The sequence below is a fragment of the Arthrobacter oryzae genome (assembly GCF_031454875.1).
GTDB classification, from domain to species: domain Bacteria; phylum Actinomycetota; class Actinomycetes; order Actinomycetales; family Micrococcaceae; genus Arthrobacter; species Arthrobacter oryzae_D.
Map to the genome: position 1 here is coordinate 148,200 of NZ_JAVDRQ010000010.1, position 20,524 is coordinate 168,723.

General features: G+C 65.2%; 19 protein-coding genes. 10 read left to right on the top strand and 9 right to left on the bottom strand.

Features of this window, described 5'->3' with window-relative positions; translation table 11 throughout:
• Positions 1-161: 161 nt before the first annotated feature.
• The 4 genes from J2805_RS18275 (at position 162) to J2805_RS18290 (ending at position 6,358) form a co-directional block, all read left to right on the top strand.
• On the top strand, positions 162-1,760 hold the full coding sequence (locus J2805_RS18275; protein WP_309978755.1) for a PucR family transcriptional regulator: 1,599 nt from the start codon (positions 162-164) through the stop codon (positions 1,758-1,760).
• On the top strand, positions 1,757-2,701 hold the full coding sequence (locus J2805_RS18280; protein ID WP_309978757.1) for a glutaminase: 945 nt from the start codon (positions 1,757-1,759) through the stop codon (positions 2,699-2,701). Before J2805_RS18275 ends, J2805_RS18280 begins: the two co-directional genes overlap by 4 nt.
• Before the next feature lie 65 nt (positions 2,702-2,766).
• Positions 2,767-4,281 carry an amino acid permease gene (locus J2805_RS18285; RefSeq protein ID WP_309978759.1) on the top strand — a complete coding sequence of 505 codons (1,515 nt, stop codon included), beginning with the start codon at positions 2,767-2,769 and terminating at the stop codon, positions 4,279-4,281.
• A 250-nt stretch (positions 4,282-4,531) separates the two neighbouring features.
• Positions 4,532-6,358: a thiamine pyrophosphate-dependent enzyme gene (locus J2805_RS18290; RefSeq protein ID WP_309978761.1), complete on the top strand. Its 1,827-nt coding sequence runs from the start codon at positions 4,532-4,534 to the stop codon at positions 6,356-6,358.
• Here the strand turns inward: J2805_RS18290 and J2805_RS18295 are convergent.
• The gene (locus J2805_RS18295) at positions 6,327-7,040 is read right to left on the bottom strand and encodes a DUF2306 domain-containing protein (RefSeq protein ID WP_309978762.1); all 714 of its coding nucleotides are present in this window, start codon (positions 7,038-7,040) and stop codon (positions 6,327-6,329) included. The genes J2805_RS18290 and J2805_RS18295 overlap by 32 nt on opposite strands.
• A 414-nt stretch (positions 7,041-7,454) precedes the next feature.
• On the opposite strand from J2805_RS18295, the gene J2805_RS18300 reads away from it, so the two are divergent.
• Positions 7,455-7,652: a hypothetical protein gene (locus J2805_RS18300; protein WP_309978764.1), complete on the top strand. Its 198-nt coding sequence runs from the start codon at positions 7,455-7,457 to the stop codon at positions 7,650-7,652.
• Between the two features lie 111 nt (positions 7,653-7,763).
• Here J2805_RS18300 and J2805_RS18305 read toward each other — a convergent pair whose 3' ends face one another.
• From J2805_RS18305 to J2805_RS18315, 3 genes are read right to left on the bottom strand one after another with little or no spacing between them, the layout of a single operon-like run.
• A complete protein-coding gene (locus J2805_RS18305; protein ID WP_309978765.1) occupies positions 7,764-8,261 on the bottom strand; it encodes an SRPBCC family protein in 498 nt (165 codons plus the stop codon).
• A gap of 13 nt (positions 8,262-8,274) precedes the next feature.
• The gene (locus tag J2805_RS18310) at positions 8,275-8,607 is read right to left on the bottom strand and encodes an ArsR/SmtB family transcription factor (protein WP_309978767.1); all 333 of its coding nucleotides are present in this window, start codon (positions 8,605-8,607) and stop codon (positions 8,275-8,277) included.
• A gap of 41 nt (positions 8,608-8,648) precedes the next feature.
• Entirely contained in the window at positions 8,649-10,025 is a 1,377-nt protein-coding gene (locus tag J2805_RS18315; RefSeq protein ID WP_309978769.1) for an NtaA/DmoA family FMN-dependent monooxygenase, read from the bottom strand.
• A 164-nt stretch (positions 10,026-10,189) separates the two neighbouring features.
• On the opposite strand from J2805_RS18315, the gene J2805_RS18320 reads away from it, so the two are divergent.
• From J2805_RS18320 to J2805_RS18330, 3 genes are read left to right on the top strand one after another with little or no spacing between them, the layout of a single operon-like run.
• The gene (locus tag J2805_RS18320; RefSeq protein ID WP_309978845.1) at positions 10,190-10,624 is read left to right on the top strand and encodes a YqfO family protein; all 435 of its coding nucleotides are present in this window, start codon (positions 10,190-10,192) and stop codon (positions 10,622-10,624) included.
• Entirely contained in the window at positions 10,621-11,400 is a 780-nt protein-coding gene (locus J2805_RS18325; protein ID WP_309978771.1) for a cyclase family protein, read from the top strand. The genes J2805_RS18320 and J2805_RS18325 overlap by 4 nt, the downstream gene beginning before the upstream one ends.
• Before the next feature lie 58 nt (positions 11,401-11,458).
• The gene (locus tag J2805_RS18330) at positions 11,459-12,220 is read left to right on the top strand and encodes an IclR family transcriptional regulator (protein ID WP_309978773.1); all 762 of its coding nucleotides are present in this window, start codon (positions 11,459-11,461) and stop codon (positions 12,218-12,220) included.
• On the opposite strand, the gene J2805_RS18335 is transcribed toward J2805_RS18330, so the two are convergent.
• Both J2805_RS18335 and J2805_RS18340 read right to left on the bottom strand, forming a co-directional pair.
• Entirely contained in the window at positions 12,213-13,022 is an 810-nt protein-coding gene (locus J2805_RS18335) for an IclR family transcriptional regulator (protein WP_396134412.1), read from the bottom strand. The genes J2805_RS18330 and J2805_RS18335 overlap by 8 nt on opposite strands.
• 145 nt (positions 13,023-13,167) lie before the next feature.
• On the bottom strand, positions 13,168-14,637 hold the full coding sequence (locus J2805_RS18340; RefSeq protein ID WP_309978777.1) for an amino acid permease: 1,470 nt from the start codon (positions 14,635-14,637) through the stop codon (positions 13,168-13,170).
• 295 nt (positions 14,638-14,932) lie between these two features.
• On the opposite strand from J2805_RS18340, the gene J2805_RS18345 reads away from it, so the two are divergent.
• Positions 14,933-16,042: a homoserine dehydrogenase gene (locus tag J2805_RS18345; RefSeq protein ID WP_309978779.1), complete on the top strand. Its 1,110-nt coding sequence runs from the start codon at positions 14,933-14,935 to the stop codon at positions 16,040-16,042.
• Positions 16,035-17,444 carry an aldehyde dehydrogenase family protein gene (locus J2805_RS18350; protein ID WP_309978781.1) on the top strand — a complete coding sequence of 470 codons (1,410 nt, stop codon included), beginning with the start codon at positions 16,035-16,037 and terminating at the stop codon, positions 17,442-17,444. The genes J2805_RS18345 and J2805_RS18350 overlap by 8 nt, the downstream gene beginning before the upstream one ends.
• An 11-nt stretch (positions 17,445-17,455) precedes the next feature.
• On the opposite strand, the gene J2805_RS18355 is transcribed toward J2805_RS18350, so the two are convergent.
• The 3 genes from J2805_RS18355 to exaC all read right to left on the bottom strand — a co-directional run bounded on the left by J2805_RS18355 (position 17,456) and on the right by exaC (position 20,524).
• Complete coding sequence (locus J2805_RS18355) at positions 17,456-17,959, bottom strand: Lrp/AsnC family transcriptional regulator (protein ID WP_309978783.1); 504 nt, start codon at positions 17,957-17,959, stop codon at positions 17,456-17,458.
• A 256-nt stretch (positions 17,960-18,215) separates the two neighbouring features.
• Complete coding sequence (locus tag J2805_RS18360; protein WP_309978847.1) at positions 18,216-18,803, bottom strand: adenylate kinase; 588 nt, start codon at positions 18,801-18,803, stop codon at positions 18,216-18,218.
• Positions 18,804-19,000: 197 nt separating this feature from the next.
• A complete protein-coding gene (exaC, locus tag J2805_RS18365; RefSeq protein ID WP_309978785.1) occupies positions 19,001-20,524 on the bottom strand; it encodes an acetaldehyde dehydrogenase ExaC in 1,524 nt (507 codons plus the stop codon).

Genomic DNA, 20,524 nt, shown 5'->3' on the forward strand with positions numbered 1-20,524 from the left:
AATCCGATGCCCTTTTCCCCTAGCGAACCGCACCTTGGTTCAGGGACCTAAAAGCCGGTGGTGGATTTAGTCCGGCATCCATATTTTCCGGCAATTGCACTGGATAGCATGGGGTGACCGGACAGAGCCGTCCGGTCAGGTATCAATGCCGAAGGAAGCCCATGGCCGCAGCTACAGTGGACGACATCCTGTCGGATCTCCCGCTGGGTTTTGCCAGCCTCATTCTCCGGCCGTCGCGCGCGGAATCTCCCATTGAACGCTTTCTGATCGTTGACGCAGACGACGAGACGGCCGACGGCGGCGCCGCATTTGTGCTGCTGATCGGGGTCCGTGGACGGTCCGCTTTGCCGGCACTCCGGCGCCTCGTGAAGAACCCGCCCCTGGTGCTCGCCGTCAAGGGCAGTCCCGGCGAACTCGCGGAAGCGGAAGAGCTGCTCCGGGCAGCCGGAACGGGCCTCCTCCTGGTGGACCCGGCCGCGGACTGGGACAGGCTGCTGTCCATCGCCAAGGACCGGATTGCGCCGCGCAGCTACCAGAGCGAAGTGCTCACCCTGCTGGAAGAAGACCTGTTCGCCATTGCGCAGACAACGGCCCGCCTGACCTCGAGCCACGTTGTCATCGAGGACGCGGCCAACAAGGTGCTGGCCTACTCCACGGTGACCAATGACATCGATGAGCTCCGCAAGGCATCGATCCTGGCACGCCGTGGTCCGCGAAAATACGAACTCCTGCTGAAGGACCTCGGCGCCTACCGCGAACTGCACCGGACCCGCCTGCCGGTCCGGGTTCCGGCCCGGCCCCAGGACGGACTGAGGGAGCGCGTCGCCATCACCCTGTTCGCCGGTGAGCGCATCATGGGCTACATCTGGCTGCAGGAAACCGGGGACGGCTTCGGCGCCGACGTCGACTATGTCCTGACCGGATCGGCTGCCCGGGTATCCGCCGAGCTGATCCGCTACCGCAACCAGCAGTCGGTGCACATGCGCGAGGACCGCATCGCACGGATCCTCTCCGGTCCGGCGGAAGCCGCAGCGAGTGCACACAGCGAAAAGATCCCCGCAGACCGCCCGTCAGCACTGATCCTGCTGGGAATGTCCGCCGCGGAGGCCCACCAAGACGATGCTGCCCTCAAACACGGGGAACTGGCCAACCTCGCCTCCATCCATGCCGCGGCCTACAAAGCGTCAGCCATCGTGGGGCAGCTCAACGGCGACACCGCCGTGATTGTCCCTGCGCTCCAGTCCGCCAAGGCCGAAGCCGGGCTTCGGAGCCTGGCCGAGGCCATCATCCGCGACGCCGGGAAACACCTGGGCATCAGCCCGTTCGCGGCAGTGGGGCCGATCGCCCCGGATCTGCTGTCAATTCACTCCGTGACCGCCAAAACGGAAGCCCTGCTCGGCTGCATGCGGCGGTCCGGGACCGCTTCGGTGGCCACGGTGGACGACTTCGAAGTGGACATCCTGTTCCACGAGGCGGTGGAGAACTTCACGGCCTCTGACTTCCGCCATCGCACCCTCTGGACCCTCCTGCGCGACGACGGCGAACTGGCCGAAACCCTCCGGGCGTATTTCGAGGCGTCGCTGGACGTGGCCGGCTGCGCGCAGCGCATGAGGATGCATAAAAACACCGTCTATTACCGGATCAGCAAGATCAGCCGGGTCACCGGCCTGAACTTCAGCAATCCCCAAGATTCATTGGTCGCCCTGCTCCATATCCAGGAGTGGGCTGCCACGCATAAGGAGCACCTGGGCAAGAAATGATGACAGCACTCGATTCACCGCCCCTCGGACTGGTCCTGGCTGACATTGTCCGCAGCCACCGTCCCCGAAGTGTTGCGGGCTCCGTTCCCGCTGGCATTCCCCATCTGTCATCGCCGCCATTTAACAGCTTCGGAATCGCGGTGGCCACAACCGCCGGGGACGTGTTCAGCGCCGGCGACGCCAGCCTGCCATTCTCGATCCAGAGCATCTCGAAAGTTTTCACCCTGGCCATGGCCCTTAGCGCCGACGGCGCCGGCACGCTCTGGTCCCGGGTGCTCCGCGAGCCGTCAGGAACCTCTTTCAACTCCCTGGTGCAGCTTGAAGTGGAGCATGGAATCCCCCGGAATCCGTTCATCAATTCCGGCGCCCTGGTGGTGACCGACCACCTGATGGAAAGGGTTCCTGACGCTGCCGGGCATGTCCTGCAGTTCCTCCGCGACCAGGCAGGCCAGCGCAGCAGCGGGCAGGGGCCGTTCATTGATGAGGCGGCCGCCAAAAGCGAACTGGCCAACAGCAGCCGAAACCTGGCCCTGGCCCACTTCCTGAAGGACTTTGGCAATCTGCGCCGGCCCGCCGAAGCCGTGGTGGAAAACTACGTCAGGCAGTGTTCCATCATGATGAGCTGCGTCGAGATGGCCAAGGCCGGCCTTTTCCTGGCCCGCGGCGGGCACGGAGCCAACGGCCCAGTCCTCTCCCGGAGCGAGGCCAAGCGCATCGGATCCGTCATGCTCACCTGCGGCATGTATGACGCCGCCGGTGAATTCGCCTACCGCGTCGGCCTTCCCGGCAAGAGCGGCGTGGGCGGCGGCATCCTGGTGATCGTCCCCGGGGAATGCGCCATCTGCGTCTGGAGTCCGCGGCTCGACTCCAAAGGAAATTCCCTGGCAGGCACGGCGGCCCTCGCTGACCTGTCCGACCGCACCGGCTGGTCTGTTTTCTGACCCGGCCCCCGCACTTTCCCGTTCCACCCCCCAGTTAGATCTTCAACCGGTCGAAAGGATCCCCCATGTCCAACAACCCCAATGACGAGGTTGGCCAGTACGAGGCTGACGGCGGCCACGCGCATGCCTCTGAGAGCCTGCTGCACGCGGAGGACAAGGGCTACCACAAGAGCCTGAAGCCGCGGCAGATCCAGATGATCGCGATCGGCGGGGCCATCGGCACCGGCCTGTTCCTCGGCGCGGGTGGCCGGCTCAACGCCGCGGGCCCGTCCCTGGTCATCGCCTACGCCGTCTGCGGCTTCTTCGCCTTCCTGATCCTGCGCGCCCTGGGCGAACTCATCCTGCACCGGCCCTCCTCAGGCTCCTTCGTCTCCTACGCCCGCGAATTCTTCGGCGAAAAAGCCGCATTCGTCGCCGGCTGGTTCTACTGGATCAACTGGGCCACCACCACCATCGTGGACATCACCGCCGCCGCCCTCTACATGAACTTCTTCGGCAACTACGTGCCCTGGATGGCCGACGTCCCCCAGTGGGCGTGGGCCCTGATCGCCCTCGTTGTCGTGCTGGGCCTGAACCTCGTCTCCGTGAAGGTCTTCGGCGAAATGGAATTCTGGTTCGCCATCATCAAGGTCGCCGCCCTGGTCGCGTTCCTGGTCATCGGCAGCTACTTCGTCATCTTCGGCACCCCCGTGGACGGCCAGCAAGTGGGCTTCAGCCTCATCTCCGACAACGGCGGAATCTTCCCGAACGGCATCCTGCCCATGATCATCCTGATGCAGGGTGTGCTGTTCGCCTACGCCTCGATCGAGCTGGTGGGCACCGCCGCCGGCGAGACCGAAAACCCTGAGAAGATCATGCCCAAGGCCATCAACTCCGTGGTCTTCCGCATCGCCGTGTTCTACGTCGGCTCCGTAATCCTGCTGGCCCTGCTGCTGCCCTACACCTCCTACCAAAAGGGCGTCAGCCCCTTCGTGACCTTCTTCGGCTCCATCGGCATCCAGGGCGTGGACGTCATCATGAACCTCGTGGTCCTCACCGCCGCCCTGTCCTCCCTGAACGCCGGGCTCTACTCCACCGGCCGGATCCTGCGCTCCATGTCCGTCGCCGGATCTGCTCCTAAATTCGCCCAGCGCATGAACAAGGCAGGCGTCCCTTACGGCGGCATCGCCATCACCGCCGGCGTCTCGCTCCTGGGCGTTCCGCTGAACTACCTCGTTCCTTCCGATGCCTTCGAAATCGTCCTGAACGTCGCCTCCGTGGGCATCATCGTCACCTGGGCCACCATCGTGCTGTGCCAGATGCAGCTGAAGCGCTGGGCCGACAAGGGCTGGCTCAAGCGCCCCTCCTTCCGGATGTTCGGCGCGCCGTACACCGGCTACCTCTCGCTGCTGTTCCTCGTCGGCGTCCTGGTCATGGTCTTCATCGAGTCACCCCTGACCCTCCTGGTGACGCTCATCGCCTGCGCCTTGATGGTGGTCGGCTGGTACATGTGCCGGAAGCAGATCCATGAGATCGCCGAAGCCCGCGACGGCTACACCGGCGCCGCGCCGGTGGTCGCAAACCGGACTCCCATCCGGTAGCTCCCACCGGGTAGCTCGCAACATTGCCCCGTCTCCGTCAGAACCACTCCGCCAACAACCGACGAAAGCCCGCCATGAACCGACAAAACCTGCTAACCCTCAACACCGACCGGCCGTCGATGGAAAGCCCGGCGACGGACAGCTGCGAGGACGGCTGCTTCTTCTGCACCGGACCGGAAACGGATTAGGCAGCCACGGCGCCACCACCCAACGCACCCAACCACCACCCAACCCCAGTAGACAAGCAGTAATGACAACGGAGTCCGCACCCACCATGACCGCAACCCACACGCAACCGTTCGAAGGCCAAATCCCCAACCAGCCCACGCCATCGGCTGCCCATGCCAACCCCGGCACCAACCCCGGCGGCAACCCAACCGGCAACCCGGCCGGGGGAAACGCCCTGAAATCCGCCGGGCACGTGATTGTCGACTCCCTCGTGGCCCACGGCGTGGAGCGCACCTACGTGGTTCCCGGCGAGAGCTTCCTGGACGTGCTGGACGGCCTGCACGGTTCGGACATCGAAACCGTGGTCTGCCGGCATGAGGGCGGCGCCGCCTATATGGCCGAGGCGGACGGCAAAATGAACCAGCGTCCGGGCGTTGCCATGGTGACCCGCGGGCCGGGGGCTGCCAACGCCCATGTCGGCCTGCACACGGCCTGGCAGGACTCCACGCCCATGCTGCTCTTCGTGGGGCTCATTCCCTTTGCGCACCGCGACCGCGAAGCGTTCCAGGAATTCGATATCAAGGCGTGGTTCGATACCGGTGCGAAGCGCGTTATGGTGCTCGATCACGCCGAGCGCGCCTCCGAGATTGTTGCGGAAGCCATGTTTGCGGCCATGAGCGGACGGCCGGGGCCGGTAGTCGTCGGCCTGCCTGAAGACATCATCCGCCAGCAGGTTGATCCGGCCCCGCACCCCATCATCCCGGTGGCCTCGGGCGGCATGAGCACCACGGACGCCCAAGCACTGGCCGCCGCGCTGGAGAACTCCTCGAAGCCGCTCTTTGTCACCGGCGGCAACGACTGGACCCAGGAAGCGGCCAGCCAGCTCACGGAGTGGCTGGAACGGCACCACATCCCGGCCGCGGCGGAATGGCGCACCCAGGGAACCGTCTCCTTCGACTCCCCGTCCTATGTTGGTCCGATCGGCTACGGCCGCCCCCGCCCCACCTATGACCTGCTGGAGGAGACCGATCTGCTCGTCTTTGTCGGCACCGTCCCGGGGGACGTGATCACCGACGGATTCGTCTGCCGGCAGGACTGGAACAAGAAAAACTTCCTGGTCACCATCGACCCCTCGCTGCGCGGCCGTTCCGGCCCGGTCTCCCGGCAGATCCTGGCGAAACCTGACGCCTTCGTCCGCGATCTGCTGGGCATCGACCTGCCGGTCAAGGAGGAATGGAAGGCGTGGACGGCCAGGATGCGCGCCGAGCAGACGTCCTTCGCCGCCCTGCCGCCGGGCGACGCCCCGGCATCCGGGGCCGCTGAGGCGTCCGGAGAAGGTCCCGCGACGGGCGACGCTCCGGCAAAGATGGACACACTCATGGCCAACCTGGTCCCGCGGTTGCCTGAGGACGCCATGGTGACGTTCGGAGCAGGTGAGCACACCAACTGGGCGCACCGGTATTTCCCCACCCGCCGCTACGCCTCAATGATCAGCGCCCGGAACGGCTCCATGGGCTACTCCGTCCCATCCGCCATCGCCGCCTCACTGGCCAGTCCCCGCCGCCGCGTGGTCACCATCGCCGGAGACGGGGAATTCCTCATGAACGGCCAGGAACTGGCCACAGCAGCGCAGTATGGGGCCACGCCGCTCATCATCGTGATGGACAACCAGGAGTACGGCACCATCCGCACCCACCAGGAGCGGCACTACCCGCACCGGGTGTCCGGCACGCAGTTGAAGAACCCTGACTTCGGCCTCATGGCCCGTGCCTTCGGCGGATTCGGCATCACGGTGACCCGCGACGGTGATGTGCCGGCCGCCCTCGACGCCGCGTTCCAGGCCATCGACAGGGACGGGATGTTCGCCCTCATCCACCTCATCGTGGAACAGCGGGTGAAGGCCTACTGACTGTCCGGCGCGGCATCCTGCCGGCGGATGCCTTCCTGGCCCGCCGGCGGATGACGTACTCGGCCACTGCCACGTTAATCACCCAGCCCGCTCCCAGGAGCACTGCACGGGTGGGCACATCGGTGGGGCCGATGAGAAGCAGCCAGGGGATGCCCACCAACGCCTGCGTTCCTGCGCCGACGCCGATTGCATAGGCGCGCGTCATCCAGGCGCTGTGCCGCAAGAAGTCCCGCTGCCTGACCGCTGCGAGCCCCAGGACCAGGCTCACCAGCATCGCCGTGCCGAAGAAGAGCCGGAGCGGGACGTCGGTGTAGCCGTCGGGAAGCGGGTAGAAGGCGGACATCCACAGCCCGGAGAGGGCAGCGAGCAGGCCTGCGGGGATGAGGATGCGTCCGGCGATGCGATGCCAGCCGCGCCGCCCCCGAAGCGAAGGAACGAACTGGAACGCTCCGAGCAGGGAATAGACGGTGACACTGACGATGTGCGTAAACACCGGGACCGGAGACGCGAAGAACCGCGCGTTTTGCGGCGTGACCTCGGCGCCGGAGGTCAGTTCGGTCAGCCGGAGTGCCCCGAAAATTACCGGGATGAGGCTCAGCAGGATCAACCCGGTGGGCACGGGCCACTGGGGCCGGGAACGCCGGACCGGTGCGGCTGCAAGGCGGATGGTTTGCGTTGGCATGGTGGGGCCTTCCACTGGCTGGTATACGGTGTACACCTAATGCGATTGACACTAGGTGTACGCCGTACACTTGTCAATAGGAGCCGGTCCGAAGCCGGACGGGTGGGCCCCCGGAAACCGCTGTGATGAGTCTCACGCGCAATGAATGGCGTATTGGCTTGAGCCGCCTGCACCCCTCCATGCATCATGGAAAGGGCGGCTGAGAATGCGATTTCCCAGCCGCGGCGGCCCTGATCCTCGCGCTTCGCGCAGAGGTGCGGCGGCCAGAAGGACCCAACCTGGTGGACGCAACGAGGCCAAACCAGTGAGCTCGCCCGAGCTGCAGAAGGCCTCTGAGCGTTCATGAATAGACCCGTCCCGGGCTCCGCACCGACGCGAAGCCCATGACCGAATTTACGAATGAGGCACCGAATAATGACGTTCGAAACCAACCACTCCGTGACGCTGAAAATCTGGGACCGCTCCGCGATTGACCACACGCTGGACGCCCTGGTTCACGACATTTCCACGAAGGCCAACGCGCACCGCAACGACGTTGCCGTCACGCTCAGCGGGCCGAACACCTTTACGGTGAGCCTGAACCGGAAAGCCGCCGAGGGCCTCACCGTTTAGGGAACCACACGTAGAACGCAAGAGAACGACGGCGGGAGCTCCCGCCGTCGTTCTCTTGCGTTTCCCGCTTAAGCGGCTGCCGCTCAGCAGGCCGTGAAAGCGCGCTGCCGGTCAGGCATGGGAGTGCTCGGCGAGCAGGGCGTCGATCTGGCCTGCCGCCTCCTTCATGCCTTCTTCCATGCCCATCTCGACCATCTTGTTCATCTGGTCCTCGGACTCGAACTTGGACAGCACCGTCATCCGGGTGCGGCCGCCGAGATCCTCAAGGGTGACGGTCGCGTGGGTGGTTCCCATGTCGTCGACCGGTGCGCCGTCGTCGTCGGCGAAACCGTCGTCGAACTCCAGCTTGTTCGGTGCCTGGACGGAGGTGATGCGCCACCAGCCGCGGGCCTTGGTACCATCCGGGCCGGTCATGTAATAGGCAGCCTTTCCTCCGGACTGGAAGTCATGCTGTTCGAACGTGGCGGGCCAGGTGGGCGGTCCCCACCAGCGCTCAAGCTGCCGCGGGTCCTCCCAGATCTGCCAGACGCGCTTGACGTCCGCATCAAACTCGGCGACGAGGGTGAAGCTCAGTGCCTCGAGATTCTTGGTGGAACTGACAACAGTCATTGCGGAACCTTTCCTATCCTTCAGCCAGAATGTCCGCGATCCGTTCGGCACGCTGCCGCCAGATCGCCTCGTACTCATCAAGCAGCCGCCGGGCCTTCTCCAAGCCTTCATGATTGCCCCGCACGATCTGCTCCCTTCCGCGCTTCTCCTTCGTAACCAGCGAGGCGCGCACCAACACCGCCACGTGCTTCTGAACGGCGGCGAAGCTCATGGCGTAGAGGGCGGCAAGGCCCGAGACCGAATATTCCCCCACCGTCACCCGTCGCACAATATCCCGGCGGGTGGCATCGGAGAGCGCCTGGAAGAGGCGGTCCACATCGGCTTCGCTCATCTGATCTACAACCATTTGGTTGTAGAATACGGCTGCGATAGATGGGTGTCAATGGGTCAGGACTGTCGGAAACCCGCCCCGTAGGAGGTGCCGGCCATCAGGTCTGCGTTGTCAGCGCGAAGCCGGGAGCGCATGCTGCCGCTCTTGGGTTCCGTGTCGTAGAGTCCGCGTTTGGCGAGTTCCGGTACCACCAGCTCGGCGAAGTCATTCAGGGACCCGGGGCTCACCAGCGGATTGATCATGTAGCCGTCCAGCCCTGACGTCGCCGCATGGCCCTGGATCTGCGACGCAACATCCGCCGGGGTGCCGATGAACAGCAGGTCGGTTCCGCGCGTGACCTCGGAGAATTTACGGCGCACATCCCCGGCGGTGAGCGGTTTGCCCTGCGGCGCCCCCTTGACCACATACGACGTGAGTCCGTTGGATGCGGTTGCCAGCGGCTCGTCGTCGGCATACTTGCTGAGGTCAATCCCGGTATCGCCGGCGTAGCTGACGAGCTGCGCCTCCAGGTGGTAGTTCCGCTGCAGCCCGTCATACTTTTCCTGGGCTTCAATCGCAGTCGGTGCCGTAATGATCCGGGCCAGCGCCATGGAGCGCACCTCACCGGCGGGGCGCCCGCGATCCAGTGCGCGGCGGTTGATGTCAGCCAGCCCGGCGGCTATTTCCTGCGGGTCCTTCTTGGGAAGCAGAATCACTTCGGCGTGCTTGGCCGCGAACTCTCGGCCCCGCGGCGACCACCCGGCCTGGAACAGCGTGGGCGTCCGCTGCAGCGACGGAGACGTCAGCGACGGTCCGTCCACGCGGAAGTGCTCGCCGTCGTGGTTGATCGGTTGGACGGAACCGGGACGCGCGTACACCTTGTCGCTCTTGCTTCCGACGACGGCGTCGCCCGCCCAGCTGCCCTCCAGCAGCTTGTAGAACACATCCATGAATTCGTCCGCGCGGCCGTAACGGTCCGCGTGCTTGAGCATCTCGTCCATGCCGAAGTTGCGGGCGGCGCTGGAGAGGTAGGAAGTGACGATATTCCAGCCGATCCGGCCGTTGCTCAGGTGGTCCAGGGTCCCGAAGCGTCGGGCCAGGGAGAGCGGGTGCTCGTATGTCGTCGAGGCCGTGATCACGAACGACAGTCGCTCCGTCAGGGCGGCCAGTGCCGGCACGTACATAAAGGGATCGTTCGCCGGGGCTTCCACGGCCCAGCCCAGGGCGGCGTCGGCCGATCCGCCGTAGACGTCATAGAGGCCCAGGACGTCGGCGAAGAACAGCGCATCAAGGTTGGCCTGCTCGGCCGTGATTGCCACATCCCGCCAGCGGTCCAGGGAGTTGAGCTCCAGCCGGTTATCCAGCGGGTGCGTCCACAGGCTGGGGGCGCCGCCGCAACCGACACTGGCCTGTTCGTAGAGGGCGAAAAGCAGCGGGGAGGTGGAGGTGCTCAAGGCGGATCACTTCGCTTTCGTGGAGGGAACAATTCCGATCTATGTGCATTATATGCAAGTAGATATGCTTGTGTTGCGCATCACCTTCTGTCAGGATGATGCGAAAGCCACAGGAGCTGGCGGCGGACGATCCATGGAAGAGGCATCAAGACATGAACATTGGAATGAGAAGTGTGCGCAAACTCCGCGTCCACTGGCCCATTGCGGCGGTCTCGCTGAGGCACCTGGTGGAGGGCGATCTGGAGGTCCTGAAAGCGGACCCAGGCCTCGCGTCACTTTTTGACACACTCGAGTCCTGCCCCGAGCTGGGGGACTTTGGAAACTATCGGCATGTGTTCGAATCGAGTCTCGGCTTCGAGGGGTTCACGGCATCGGCGGCGGCAAATCCCACGTTGGGCCGGGCCGGTGAGCGGACCCTGTCGCCCACTTTTGTCCTGACCACCTACCTGGACGCCGATCTGTCCGAGGCTGCCGTCGGCCGACTCCTGGCCCGCATGATCGAAGTGCACCCCTGGGAGGTGCCGGTCATCGAGCTCTCCGATCCGGTCCGGGTGTCCACTGCATCGGCGATTCGTCCGGCCCTGGGCCAGGCGTCATGACGGCCAGGTCCCCCGGCACCCAGACAATCGACGCTCAGGCACCCAGCCTCTGGAGGGGCTTTCAGTCTCTGTTGTCCGGCCGGACATTCACGGACCTGACGCATGCTTTCCATCCGGGTCAGCCGCATTTCCCTGCTTTTCCGGACGAAGGCAGAACGGCATTGTTCGACCTGGAAAAGGGGGACGGCTTCACCGCGCACGTCTACTCCATCGTCGGCCAGTGGGGCACGCACGTAGACCCGCCGTCGCACTTCATCCGGGGCGGACGAAGCCTGGACAACATCCCGGTGGACGAAATGATGCTGCCCCTGGTGGTGCTGGACATCAGCGCCAGGGCCGCGGGCGACGCTGACGCGGCGCCAACCCTGGCGGACGTCAATGAATGGGAGGAGCGCAACGGCAGGATTCCGGCGGGCGCGTTCGTGGCGCTCCGGACCGGCTGGAGCAACCGCTGGCCGGACCCGAAGGCGATGGCGAACCGCGATTCCGACGGCGTCAGCCACACTCCGGGCTGGTCCCGCGACGTGCTGACCTTCCTGGTGACCGAGCGGAACATCACTGCGATCGGCCACGAACAGACGGATACGGACCCGGGCAAGGCAACCTCGCGCCAGGACTTCAGCCTGGAAACGTACATCCTTGCCCAGGACTGCTGGCAGATAGAGTTGCTCGCCAACCTGGACGGCCTGCCCGAATCAGGGGCTGTCCTGGTGGCCACATGGCCGAAGCCCCAGGGCGGTAGCGGATTTCCCGCCCGGGTCTTCGCGATCCACTGACAATCCGCGGAACGGCGGCGCCCGCCACGCCGCAGTGCCAGCAACTAAGATCGGATCCATGTCGAAGATCTCCAGCATGGGCCGCGGAATGCAAGTTGTCTTCGCCGTCGGATCCCGTCACGGCAGAGGAGCGCGGGGCGCGACAGTCGGGGACATCGCGGCCGACCTGGGCAAGGACCGCAGCCAGGTATCCCGCGGGCTGAAGGCGGCCCAGCAGGAGAATTTCCTGCTCCGCGGTGAGCACCGGGAGTATTCACTGGACTGGAGCCTCTACACGGATGCCCAGCTGCTCACGGAGCAAAGACTCCGGACCGAAGGCATAGCAGCGCTGGAGGGCCTTGTCGAGGACACCGGGGAAGGCTGCTTCCTCGGCGTCCTCAACGGGGACAGCACCGTAACGATCGGCGAGCACGTCCCGGCGAACAGCAGGATGGTGGGCTCGTGGATCGGCCGGCCCTACCCCGCTTATTGCAGCGACGCCGGCCAGGCGCTCCTGTGGGACGCCAGCGACGCCCAGGTCCGGGCCGTCTTTAGCCAGACCGACTTTGTCCGTCACGGCCCCAACACTCCCGCCGACATTGAGGACTTCCTGGCTCGCCTGGCCAAGGCGCGGGAGCGCGGCTATTCCGTGGTGGACGAAGAGGCGGAGCCCAATCTGTACTCAGTGGCCGTGCCCGTGCGTGATTTCCGCGGCGAGACCATCTCAGCTTTACAGGTGGTCGGATCAAGGGCCCGGCTGCAACCGAGGAACGAGGAGATTGCCGCTGCGGCCCTGAAGTGGGGCGCGTGGCTTGAAGCGGCCCTGGGCCGCCCTAGCTGACACCGCCGCCGTCCGAGCCCGCCACCGACAGGCGCTTTGCTGCCGAGTGCAACGCATCGGCAATTTCCCCGGCCCGCCCAAATGCGGCACTGCCGCCCAGGACGGTGAGGGCTGCGACTACGCGCCCGCCCGGATCCCGGACGGGAACGGCCAGCTCATGGATGCCGTGCTCAAACTCTTCGGCCGACCTGATGAAGCCCTGCGGGCGGTCGCGTTCCATCAACCCGTACACTTCCGACACGGAGTGAGCCGCCCCCGGTCCGCCCACACCGATGAAGTCCACACCCTGGAGGAGTTCCTCTACGTCGGCGGCCTTGTAGTCCCAGAGGAGCGCACGCCCTGAACCCGTGCACCAGACGGGCGTGACCATCCCCGGTTTCACAAAGCTTCCCAGCGCTCCGTCATTGCTGGACGTCCTGAGCAGGATCACCCGAACGCCATCACGGACGGACAGCCGGGCCCGGAGTCCGAACTCAGCTACGAAGAGCTCCAGCTCGGTCCTGGCCTGGCCGATCCAGCCCACATTGAGGCTGCCCGCAAGCCTGAAGAATGCAGGGCCGGCACGGAACGGTCCGCGTTCCACGCGCTCCAAGATGGCGAGTTCGCACAGCTCCTGGGTCAGCCGGGACACCCGGCTCTGGTCCATTTCCAGCTCGGCGGCGAGCTGGGAAACCCCCAGCAGTCCCCTGCCCCGCTTCTCGCGGTCGACAATGAGCCGGACGATGCGCAGGCCCTGGCCCAGCGATGACGCTTCCGACAATTCCAAGCTGAACCGCTCCCTCTGGTGGACTTCAACGCCCATTCTCACACAGCGCGGGCCGTGGTCACCGGCGGCTTTCGAGCTACGCCGAAGGGCCGGCAAACTGCCTGGCATGCCAGCGGCCCGGCGGCCGAACACTGGTTCGGCCGCCGGGCCGGCGGGATTGCCGCAGACCTGCCGCAGCAGGCTACTTAGCGAGCTGCCGCCGTCGTCCGTACTTGAAGTGGAAGAAGGCGTAGCAGGCGCCCACGAAGGGGATACCGAAGTAAAGGGCAGCCACCTGGTTCGGGTCGAAGGCGATGCCGATCAGCGAGATCAGGCACAACGTGAAGGCCAGGATCGGAACCACCGGGAACAGCGGGGCCTTGTACGCGAGATCGTCGATGTTCCCGCCGTTCCGAACGAAAGCCCGCCGGTGGAAGAAGTGCGACGCCGTGATGGACATCCAGACTCCCACCACGGCGAACCCGGCGACGGACACCAGTGCGAGGTACACCGTTTCCGGAGCCACTACGCTGCTGATCAGGGAGGCCAGCCCGCCCACCATGCTCACGCAGAGCGCGATGAGGGGAATCCCCTGTTTGGTCAGCTTCCGGAAAGCCTTGGGCGCGTGCCCTTCCTCGGACAGGGAGAAGAGCATCCTGGCGCAGGAGAACAGGCCGCTGTTTCCGGCGGAGAGCAGGGCGGTGATGATGACGAAGTTCATGATGTCCGCCGCGTAGGGAATGCCGATGGAGGAGAAGACCGTTACGAACGGGCTCTCGTCGAGACCCACCTGGTCAAAGGGGATGGTGGCAGCGATGACGGCGATGGCGCCCACGAAGAAGATCAGCAGGCGGAACACCGTGGTCCGCATGGCCTTGGGAATGCTGGTCTCGGGGTTGGCGGTCTCGCCGGCTGCGACGCCGATGAGTTCCGACCCTGAGAACGCATAGAACACCGCAAGGACAGTCACCAGGACGCCGGAGAAGCCGTTGGGGAACAGTCCGCCCGACGTATTGAAGTTTTCGAACAGGAACGGGTGGGCATCTCCGGCCAGCGGGTGGAAGCCGACCAGCGCGGCGCCGCCCAAGGCAATCAGGACAACGATGGCGCCCACCTTGATGATGGAAAACCAGAACTCGGATTCGCCGAAGAATCGCGAAGATACGGCGTTCAGGGCAAACAGAACGGACGCGAAGACGACGCACCAGACCCATACGTCGATTCCCGGGAACCAGCGCTGCATCAGCAGTCCCGCCGCGGTGAACTCCGAGCCCAGGGCCACGGCCCAGCAGAGCCAGTAGAGCCAGGCCGTGGTGAATCCGGTGGCCGGACCGATGGACCTGGCGGCGTAGATGTGGAACGCGCCGGAGACCGGGTAGGCGATGGCCAGCTCGCCAAGGCAGGCCATGACGAGGTAGACGACGAAAGCGCCCACGAGATAGGCGAGGACCGCACCGAGCGGGCCGGCCTGGGAAATCGTGTAGCCCGAACTGAGGAAGAGGCCGGACCCGATGACGCCGCCCATGGCGATCATCACCAGGTGCCGCGGCCCCATGGATCGGCGGAGCCCCGGCGCCGGCTGCTTTGATTCAGCAGGCCGCGGTTCGGCGGGTCCCGATCCAGGGGATGAAGAAGCCTGCGGATCCAAGCGGGTTGTGGAAGAAAGTTCCATGAATTGCTCCCGGGAAAGTAGTCGAGGTGCGAACGGGATTGATGCACCGGAAAGCCTCGGAGGGGGTTGGGGACTAGTAGGCCCAACCGCCGTGACGAAAGTAACACTTTTGGCCGCTTTTGATCTTTAAAAACATCCCTAGATGCATATATTGCACGAATATTAAGTGGCAACGGTACAAACGGCGTCATCCTTGGTCACTTTGCGCAGTCCTTCGGGCGGATTCACATGGGGGGACGGACAGGGAACGGCCTGAGCATGGAATCACCACGCAATTCCGACAGAAGGACACGCCATGACCACCTACGACCTTGCACTTATCGGCTTCGGCGGAGTGAACCGCAGCCTTGCTGAGCTGATCGCCGCCCGCGGCGAAACCCTCCGCGCAGAGGTGGGCTTCGGCCTGCGTGTCGTCGCCATCACCGACCTCCGCCTGGGCTCCCTGATGGACGCGAACGGCATTGATCTGTCCATGGCCCTGGCGCTGGGCGGAACCGGCGAAACCTTTGCCCAGCACGGCGGTTCCGCGGAACCGGACAACGAAGCGGTGATCCGCAACTGCACGGCGGGCATCATTTGCGAAGCCACCTTCACCAATCCCGACGACGGCGAGCCCGCGGTTTCGCATGTGCGCTGGGCCCTGGAATCGGGCAAGAGCGTCTGCACCACCAACAAGGGACCTGTGGCACTTCGGGGCGGGGAACTGTCGGCCCTGGCGGAACAGCAGGGAGTCCGCTTTGAATTCGAAGGTGCCGTCATGAGCGGCACTCCGGTGATCCGGCTCGCCAAGCAGATGTTCAGCGGGCTGAAGCTCAACGGCTTCGAAGGGATCATGAACGGCACCAGCAACTACGTGCTGGGACGCATGGAAGCCGGCCTTGGTCTTGGCGAGGCTGTCCGGGAAGCCCAGGAGCTGGGTTACGCCGAGGCGAATCCTGCCGCGGACCTTGAGGGTTTCGACGTGCAGCTGAAGGTGTTGATCCTCGCCAACGAGCTCCTCGGCGGGAACCTCCAGCTGAAGGACGTCCAACGCGAGGGCATCACCGCAATAACGCCGGAGGACATCAGGGCAGCGGCGGCCGGCCGGCGCTGGAAGCTGATCGGATCCGCCCGGCGTACTCCCGACGGAGGCATCGCGGCAAGCGTTGCACCGCGGGCCGTCGATTTGGAGCACAGCCTTGCGGGTATCTCGGGCGCGACGAACGCAGTTTCGTTCGAAACCGACCTGCTGGGCCCTGTGACGGTCTCCGGCCCCGGCGCCGGACGCATCGAGACGGCCTACGCCCTGCTCTCTGACATCATCGCCATCCACCAGGTCGCGGAGGGCCGCGGCGCCGCCGGCTCCCCTGCCGCGGCCGGTTCCCTTGAGGCTGCCCTGGAAAACGGAGGGCTGTCGCGTGTCTGAGGCCACCGTTCTGCAGGACGTCCAGGTTCCCCGGCTTCACGAGGTGACCAGTCCCTACAGCGGCAGCGTTGTGGGAGCCGTCCCCACCACCGAGGCCACCGCTGTTGCTTCGCTCATGGTCGGGGCCCGCGCCGGCGCTGTGGCCGCAAAGTCCCTGTCCCGCCATGCCCGCGCCGCCATCCTGTCCACGGCCGCGGCGGACATTGAACGCAGAAGCGAGGACTTTGCGCGCACCATCGTGGCGGAGGCGGGGAAGACCATCCGCCAGGCGCGCAAGGAGGTGCACCGGGCCGTCAACACGCTCAGGCTGTCCGCCGAGGAAGCCACGCGCGGCGCCGGCGAGGTCATTCCCTTTGACTCATACGCCGGGTCGGAGGACCGGACCGGTTGGTTCACGCGGGAGCCGCTCGGGATCATTGCGGCCATCACACCGTTCAACGATCCCCTGAACCTGGTGGCGCACAAGGTGGGCCCGGCCATCGCAGGGGGCAACGCCGTCGTGCTCAAGCCGTCAGCCCTCACGCCGCTGTCCGCCCAGCTGCTGGCCGGCGCCCTCTACGACGCCGGCCTGCCCCCGAAGGTCCTCACGGTGGTCCACGGCGGGAGGGATGTCGCGTCGGCAATCATCGGAACCAGGGACGTGCGGATGGTGTCCTTTACCGGCGGGTTCGCGACCGGTGAGGCAATTGCCCGCGGCGCCGGGCTGAAGAAGCTCGCCATGGACCTGGGCGGCAACGCGCCGGTGATCGTCCTGGACGATGCGGATGTGGACCAGGCGGTGCACTCATGTGTGTCCGGCGCGTTCTGGGCCGCAGGCCAGAACTGTGTGGGGGTACAGCGGATTCTGGTCCACCGCTCCGTCTACAGCGAATTCCGCCGGAAGTTCGTGTCGGCCACCACGGCACTGGTCACCGGGGATCCCGCCGAGGAACGGACCGACATGGGCCCCATGATCAGCCCCGGCGCGGTCGGCGCGGCCCAGCTCAAGATCCAGGGCGCCATCGACGGCGGCGCAACGGTCCTGGCAGGCAACCACGCTGAGGGAAACATCCTGCAGCCGACGGTCCTGGAGTCCGTCCCGGAGGATTGCCGCCTCTGGCTGGAGGAAGTCTTCGCACCGGTGGTCATGCTCAGGATGTTCAGCACCTACGACGAAGCGATCGAGCTGGCCAATTCCATCGACTTCAGCCTCCACGCGGGCATCTTTACCCGCTCCCTTCCGGCAGCGATGCGTGCGGCCCGGGACCTGGACGCCGGCGGAGTGATGATCAACGACAGCTCCGACTACCGGTTCGACGGAATGCCGTTCGGCGGGTCCAAGTACGGCAGCATGGGCCGGGAAGGCGTCCGGTTCGCCTATGAGGAGATGACACAGCCCAAAGTGGTTTGCATCAGGGGCTAGCGGAGGCAGTCCTAGAGCCCGGCTGCGCCGTCAGTGGCTGCGGTGTGACCGGCTGCGCCGTCATTGTCAGCTCGGTCAGGTTCAGCTCCGCGCCGTCGGATGACGTTGGACAGGGTCAGTGCGGTCACGGTGTCGGCCACTCCGGGGAGCGCAGCAATCTGTTCCCAGATCTCCTGGACCCTGTCCAGCGAGCGCGCCTCCAGCCTCACCAGCAGGTCAAAGTCGCCGCTCAGGACATCACAGAGGACCACTTCGGGAATAGTCCGCAAGGCTGCCAGGACGTCGGCGCCGCGCATGCGGTCCTTCCGATAAATCATCAGGAAGGCGGAAACCATGCTCTGGCCTACGCTGCCCGCCACAATCGTGTAGCCCTGGATGTAGCCCTGCCGCTCCAAGCGGTCAACACGCTGCCGCACGGCATTCCGCGACAGGAGCACCCTGGCGGCCAGTTCGGCGTGGGATACCCGTGCGTTCCTTGTGAGTTCCGCAAGGATCTTCTGGTCGATGTGATCCAAACCCGCCCCGTCCATCTCTGCCCTCCGCCGCAATTATCGGCACGCCACTGCCCCTGGGGCCGTGTGCGCTCCGAAACCGTAGCCAGAAAGGCTCCGCAGAAATGATACGTCCACACCTGGACCGTCGCGCTACGACGTAGCCCGAGCGGCCGCGCGGCAGCCGCCCCGGTAACTGAATCGGAGGGCGACAGCGGGAAGTCCCGCCGTCGCCCTCCGCTTTAGCTCTGGACAGCCGCGGCGTTCACGTGGCCGGGAATCACCGTCCGCTGACGATGGAGACCGTGCTTGGGTTTTCGATGGCGCCCATCACCCGGTCGGTCACTTCATCGATGCCGCCGATGCCGTCGACCCGGGTCAGGATGCCGCGCCCGGCGTACTTGGCCACGACGGCCTCGGTCTGCTCGTGGTACAGGTCCAGGCGGTGGCGGATGACGGCTTCGTTGTCGTCGCTGCGGCCCGTCTCCTTGGCGCGGCCCAGGAGACGGTGCACCAGTTCGTTGTCATCGGCCGTCAGCTGCAGCACGACGTCCAGTTCCTGCCCTGCCCTGGCCAGGACCCCGTCCAGATAATCAACCTGCGCCGTGGTGCGGGGGTAACCGTCCAGCAGGAAGCCGTTGTCGACGTCGTCCTGGCAAAGGCGGCTGCGCACCATCTCGTTCGTGACACTGTCCGGCACGAAGTCACCGGCGTCCATGTATTTCGTGGCCTCGATGCCAAGCGGAGTCCCGCCCTTCACATTGGCGCGGAAGATGTCGCCGGTGGAGATCGCAACAACGCCGAGGCGCTCCGAGATGCGCTCCGCCTGCGTGCCCTTGCCGGACCCGGGCGGGCCAATAATCAACATTCTCGTCATTCAAATATCCCTTCGTTGTGCCGTTGCTTCATGTCAGTTGCGACCAGGATGCATCGCTGCGTGACAGCAGAGTACGACGGCGGGATGTCCCGCCGCCGTCCACTGGCTTTTCATGCAGCTAACGGTAGTTATGGTGCAGTAGGCGGTCACGCGGTGGCAGTCCTGGTGAGCCTTGGCTGGTGCAGGGCTTAGAAGAAGCCGAGCTTGTTTTCGGAGTGGCTGACCAGGAGGTTCTTGGTCTGCTGGTAGTGGTCCAGCATCATGGCGTGATTCTCGCGGCCGATGCCGGAGGACTTGTACCCGCCGAAGGCAGCGCCGGCCGGGTAGGCGTGGTAGTTGTTGACCCACACACGGCCCGCCTGGATTTCGCGGCCGGCACGGTACGCGACGTTGCCGTTGCGGGACCAGACGCCGGCGCCGAGGCCGTAGAGGGTGTCGTTGGCGATGCTGATGGCGTCGCTGTAGTCCGCGAAGCGTGCAACGGAGACCACGGGGCCGAAGATCTCCTCTTGGAAGATCCGCATCTTGTTCTGGCCTTCGAAGATGGTGGGCTGGACGTAGTAGCCGCCGGCCAGGTCCCCCTCAAGCTCCGTCGGTGCACCGCCGGTCAGGATCCTGGCGCCCTCTTCGAGCCCGATGTCGATGTAGGAGAGGATCTTCTCCATCTGGCCTACTGATGCCTGGGCGCCGATCTGGGTGTTGGTGTCCAGCGGGTTGCCCTGGATGATCTTCTGCGTCCTGGCCACGGCATCGGCGATGAAGGACTCGTAGATACCGTCCTGGACGAGGGCGCGGGACGGGCTGCTGCAGACTTCGCCCTGGTTGAAGGCATACAGGGTGAAGCCCTCCAGCGCCTTGTCGTAGAACGCGTCGTTGGACGCGGCAACATCGTTGAAGAAGATGTTGGGGCTCTTGCCGCCCAGTTCCAGCGTGACCGGGATCAGGTTGGCGCTGGCATATTGGCTGATCAGGCGCCCGGTGGAGGTTTCGCCGGTGAAGGCGATCTTGCGGATCCGCGGGCTGGAGGCCAACGGCTTGCCCACTTCGGCACCAAAGCCGTTCACGATATTCAGCAGGCCCGGCGGCAGCAGGTCCGCGATGAGTTCGGCCAGGACCAGGATGGAGGCCGGCGTGTTGGAGGCAGGCTTGAGGACCACGGCGTTGCCGGCGGCCAGGGCGGGAGCCATCTTCCAGACGGCCATCAGGATGGGGAAGTTCCACGGGATGATCTGGCCCACCACGCCAAGGGGTTCGTGGAAATGGTAGGCCGTGGTGTCGTCGTCGAGCTGGGAGAGCCGGCCTTCCTGGGCTCGGATGGCGCTTGCGAAGTACCGGAAGTGGTCGGCCGCGAGCGGGATGTCCGCATTGAGGGTTTCACGGATCGGCTTGCCGTTGTCCCACGATTCGGCGACGGCGAGCATCTCGAGGTTTTCGTCGATGCGGTCGGCGATCCTGTTCAGCACGGCGGCGCGCTCCGTGGCGGATGCCTTGCCCCACGCCGGTGCGGCCTTGTGCGCGGCATCGAGTGCGAGCTCAACGTCCGCAGCGGCGCCTCGGGCCACCTCGGTGAATTGCTTTCCGTTCACCGGGGAGACGTTCTCGATGTATTGGCCGGTCGTTGGAGCCACCCATTCTCCGCCGATCCAGTTCTCGTAACGGTCCTTGAACTGGACCTTGGATCCTTCTTGGCCGGGCTGTACATAAACAGTCAT

Bases quoted from the DNA above. Each gene is read 5' to 3' on its own strand.
- J2805_RS18275 (WP_309978755.1), top strand. From the start codon at position 162: ATGGCCGCAGCTACAGTGGACGACATCCTGTCGGATCTCCCGCTGGGT.
- J2805_RS18280 (WP_309978757.1), top strand. From the start codon at position 1,757: ATGATGACAGCACTCGATTCACCGCCCCTCGGACTGGTCCTGGCTGAC.
- J2805_RS18285 (WP_309978759.1), top strand. From the start codon at position 2,767: ATGTCCAACAACCCCAATGACGAGGTTGGCCAGTACGAGGCTGACGGC.
- J2805_RS18290 (WP_309978761.1), top strand. From the start codon at position 4,532: ATGACAACGGAGTCCGCACCCACCATGACCGCAACCCACACGCAACCG.
- J2805_RS18295 (WP_309978762.1), bottom strand. From the start codon at position 7,040: ATGCCAACGCAAACCATCCGCCTTGCAGCCGCACCGGTCCGGCGTTCC.
- J2805_RS18300 (WP_309978764.1), top strand. From the start codon at position 7,455: ATGACGTTCGAAACCAACCACTCCGTGACGCTGAAAATCTGGGACCGC.
- J2805_RS18305 (WP_309978765.1), bottom strand. From the start codon at position 8,261: ATGACTGTTGTCAGTTCCACCAAGAATCTCGAGGCACTGAGCTTCACC.
- J2805_RS18310 (WP_309978767.1), bottom strand. From the start codon at position 8,607: ATGGTTGTAGATCAGATGAGCGAAGCCGATGTGGACCGCCTCTTCCAG.
- J2805_RS18320 (WP_309978845.1), top strand. From the start codon at position 10,190: ATGAGAAGTGTGCGCAAACTCCGCGTCCACTGGCCCATTGCGGCGGTC.
- J2805_RS18325 (WP_309978771.1), top strand. From the start codon at position 10,621: ATGACGGCCAGGTCCCCCGGCACCCAGACAATCGACGCTCAGGCACCC.
- J2805_RS18330 (WP_309978773.1), top strand. From the start codon at position 11,459: ATGTCGAAGATCTCCAGCATGGGCCGCGGAATGCAAGTTGTCTTCGCC.
- J2805_RS18335 (WP_396134412.1), bottom strand. From the start codon at position 13,022: ATGGGCGTTGAAGTCCACCAGAGGGAGCGGTTCAGCTTGGAATTGTCG.
- J2805_RS18340 (WP_309978777.1), bottom strand. From the start codon at position 14,637: ATGGAACTTTCTTCCACAACCCGCTTGGATCCGCAGGCTTCTTCATCC.
- J2805_RS18345 (WP_309978779.1), top strand. From the start codon at position 14,933: ATGACCACCTACGACCTTGCACTTATCGGCTTCGGCGGAGTGAACCGC.
- J2805_RS18360 (WP_309978847.1), bottom strand. From the start codon at position 18,803: ATGTTGATTATTGGCCCGCCCGGGTCCGGCAAGGGCACGCAGGCGGAG.
- exaC (WP_309978785.1), bottom strand. From the start codon at position 20,524: ATGACTGTTTATGTACAGCCCGGCCAAGAAGGATCCAAGGTCCAGTTC.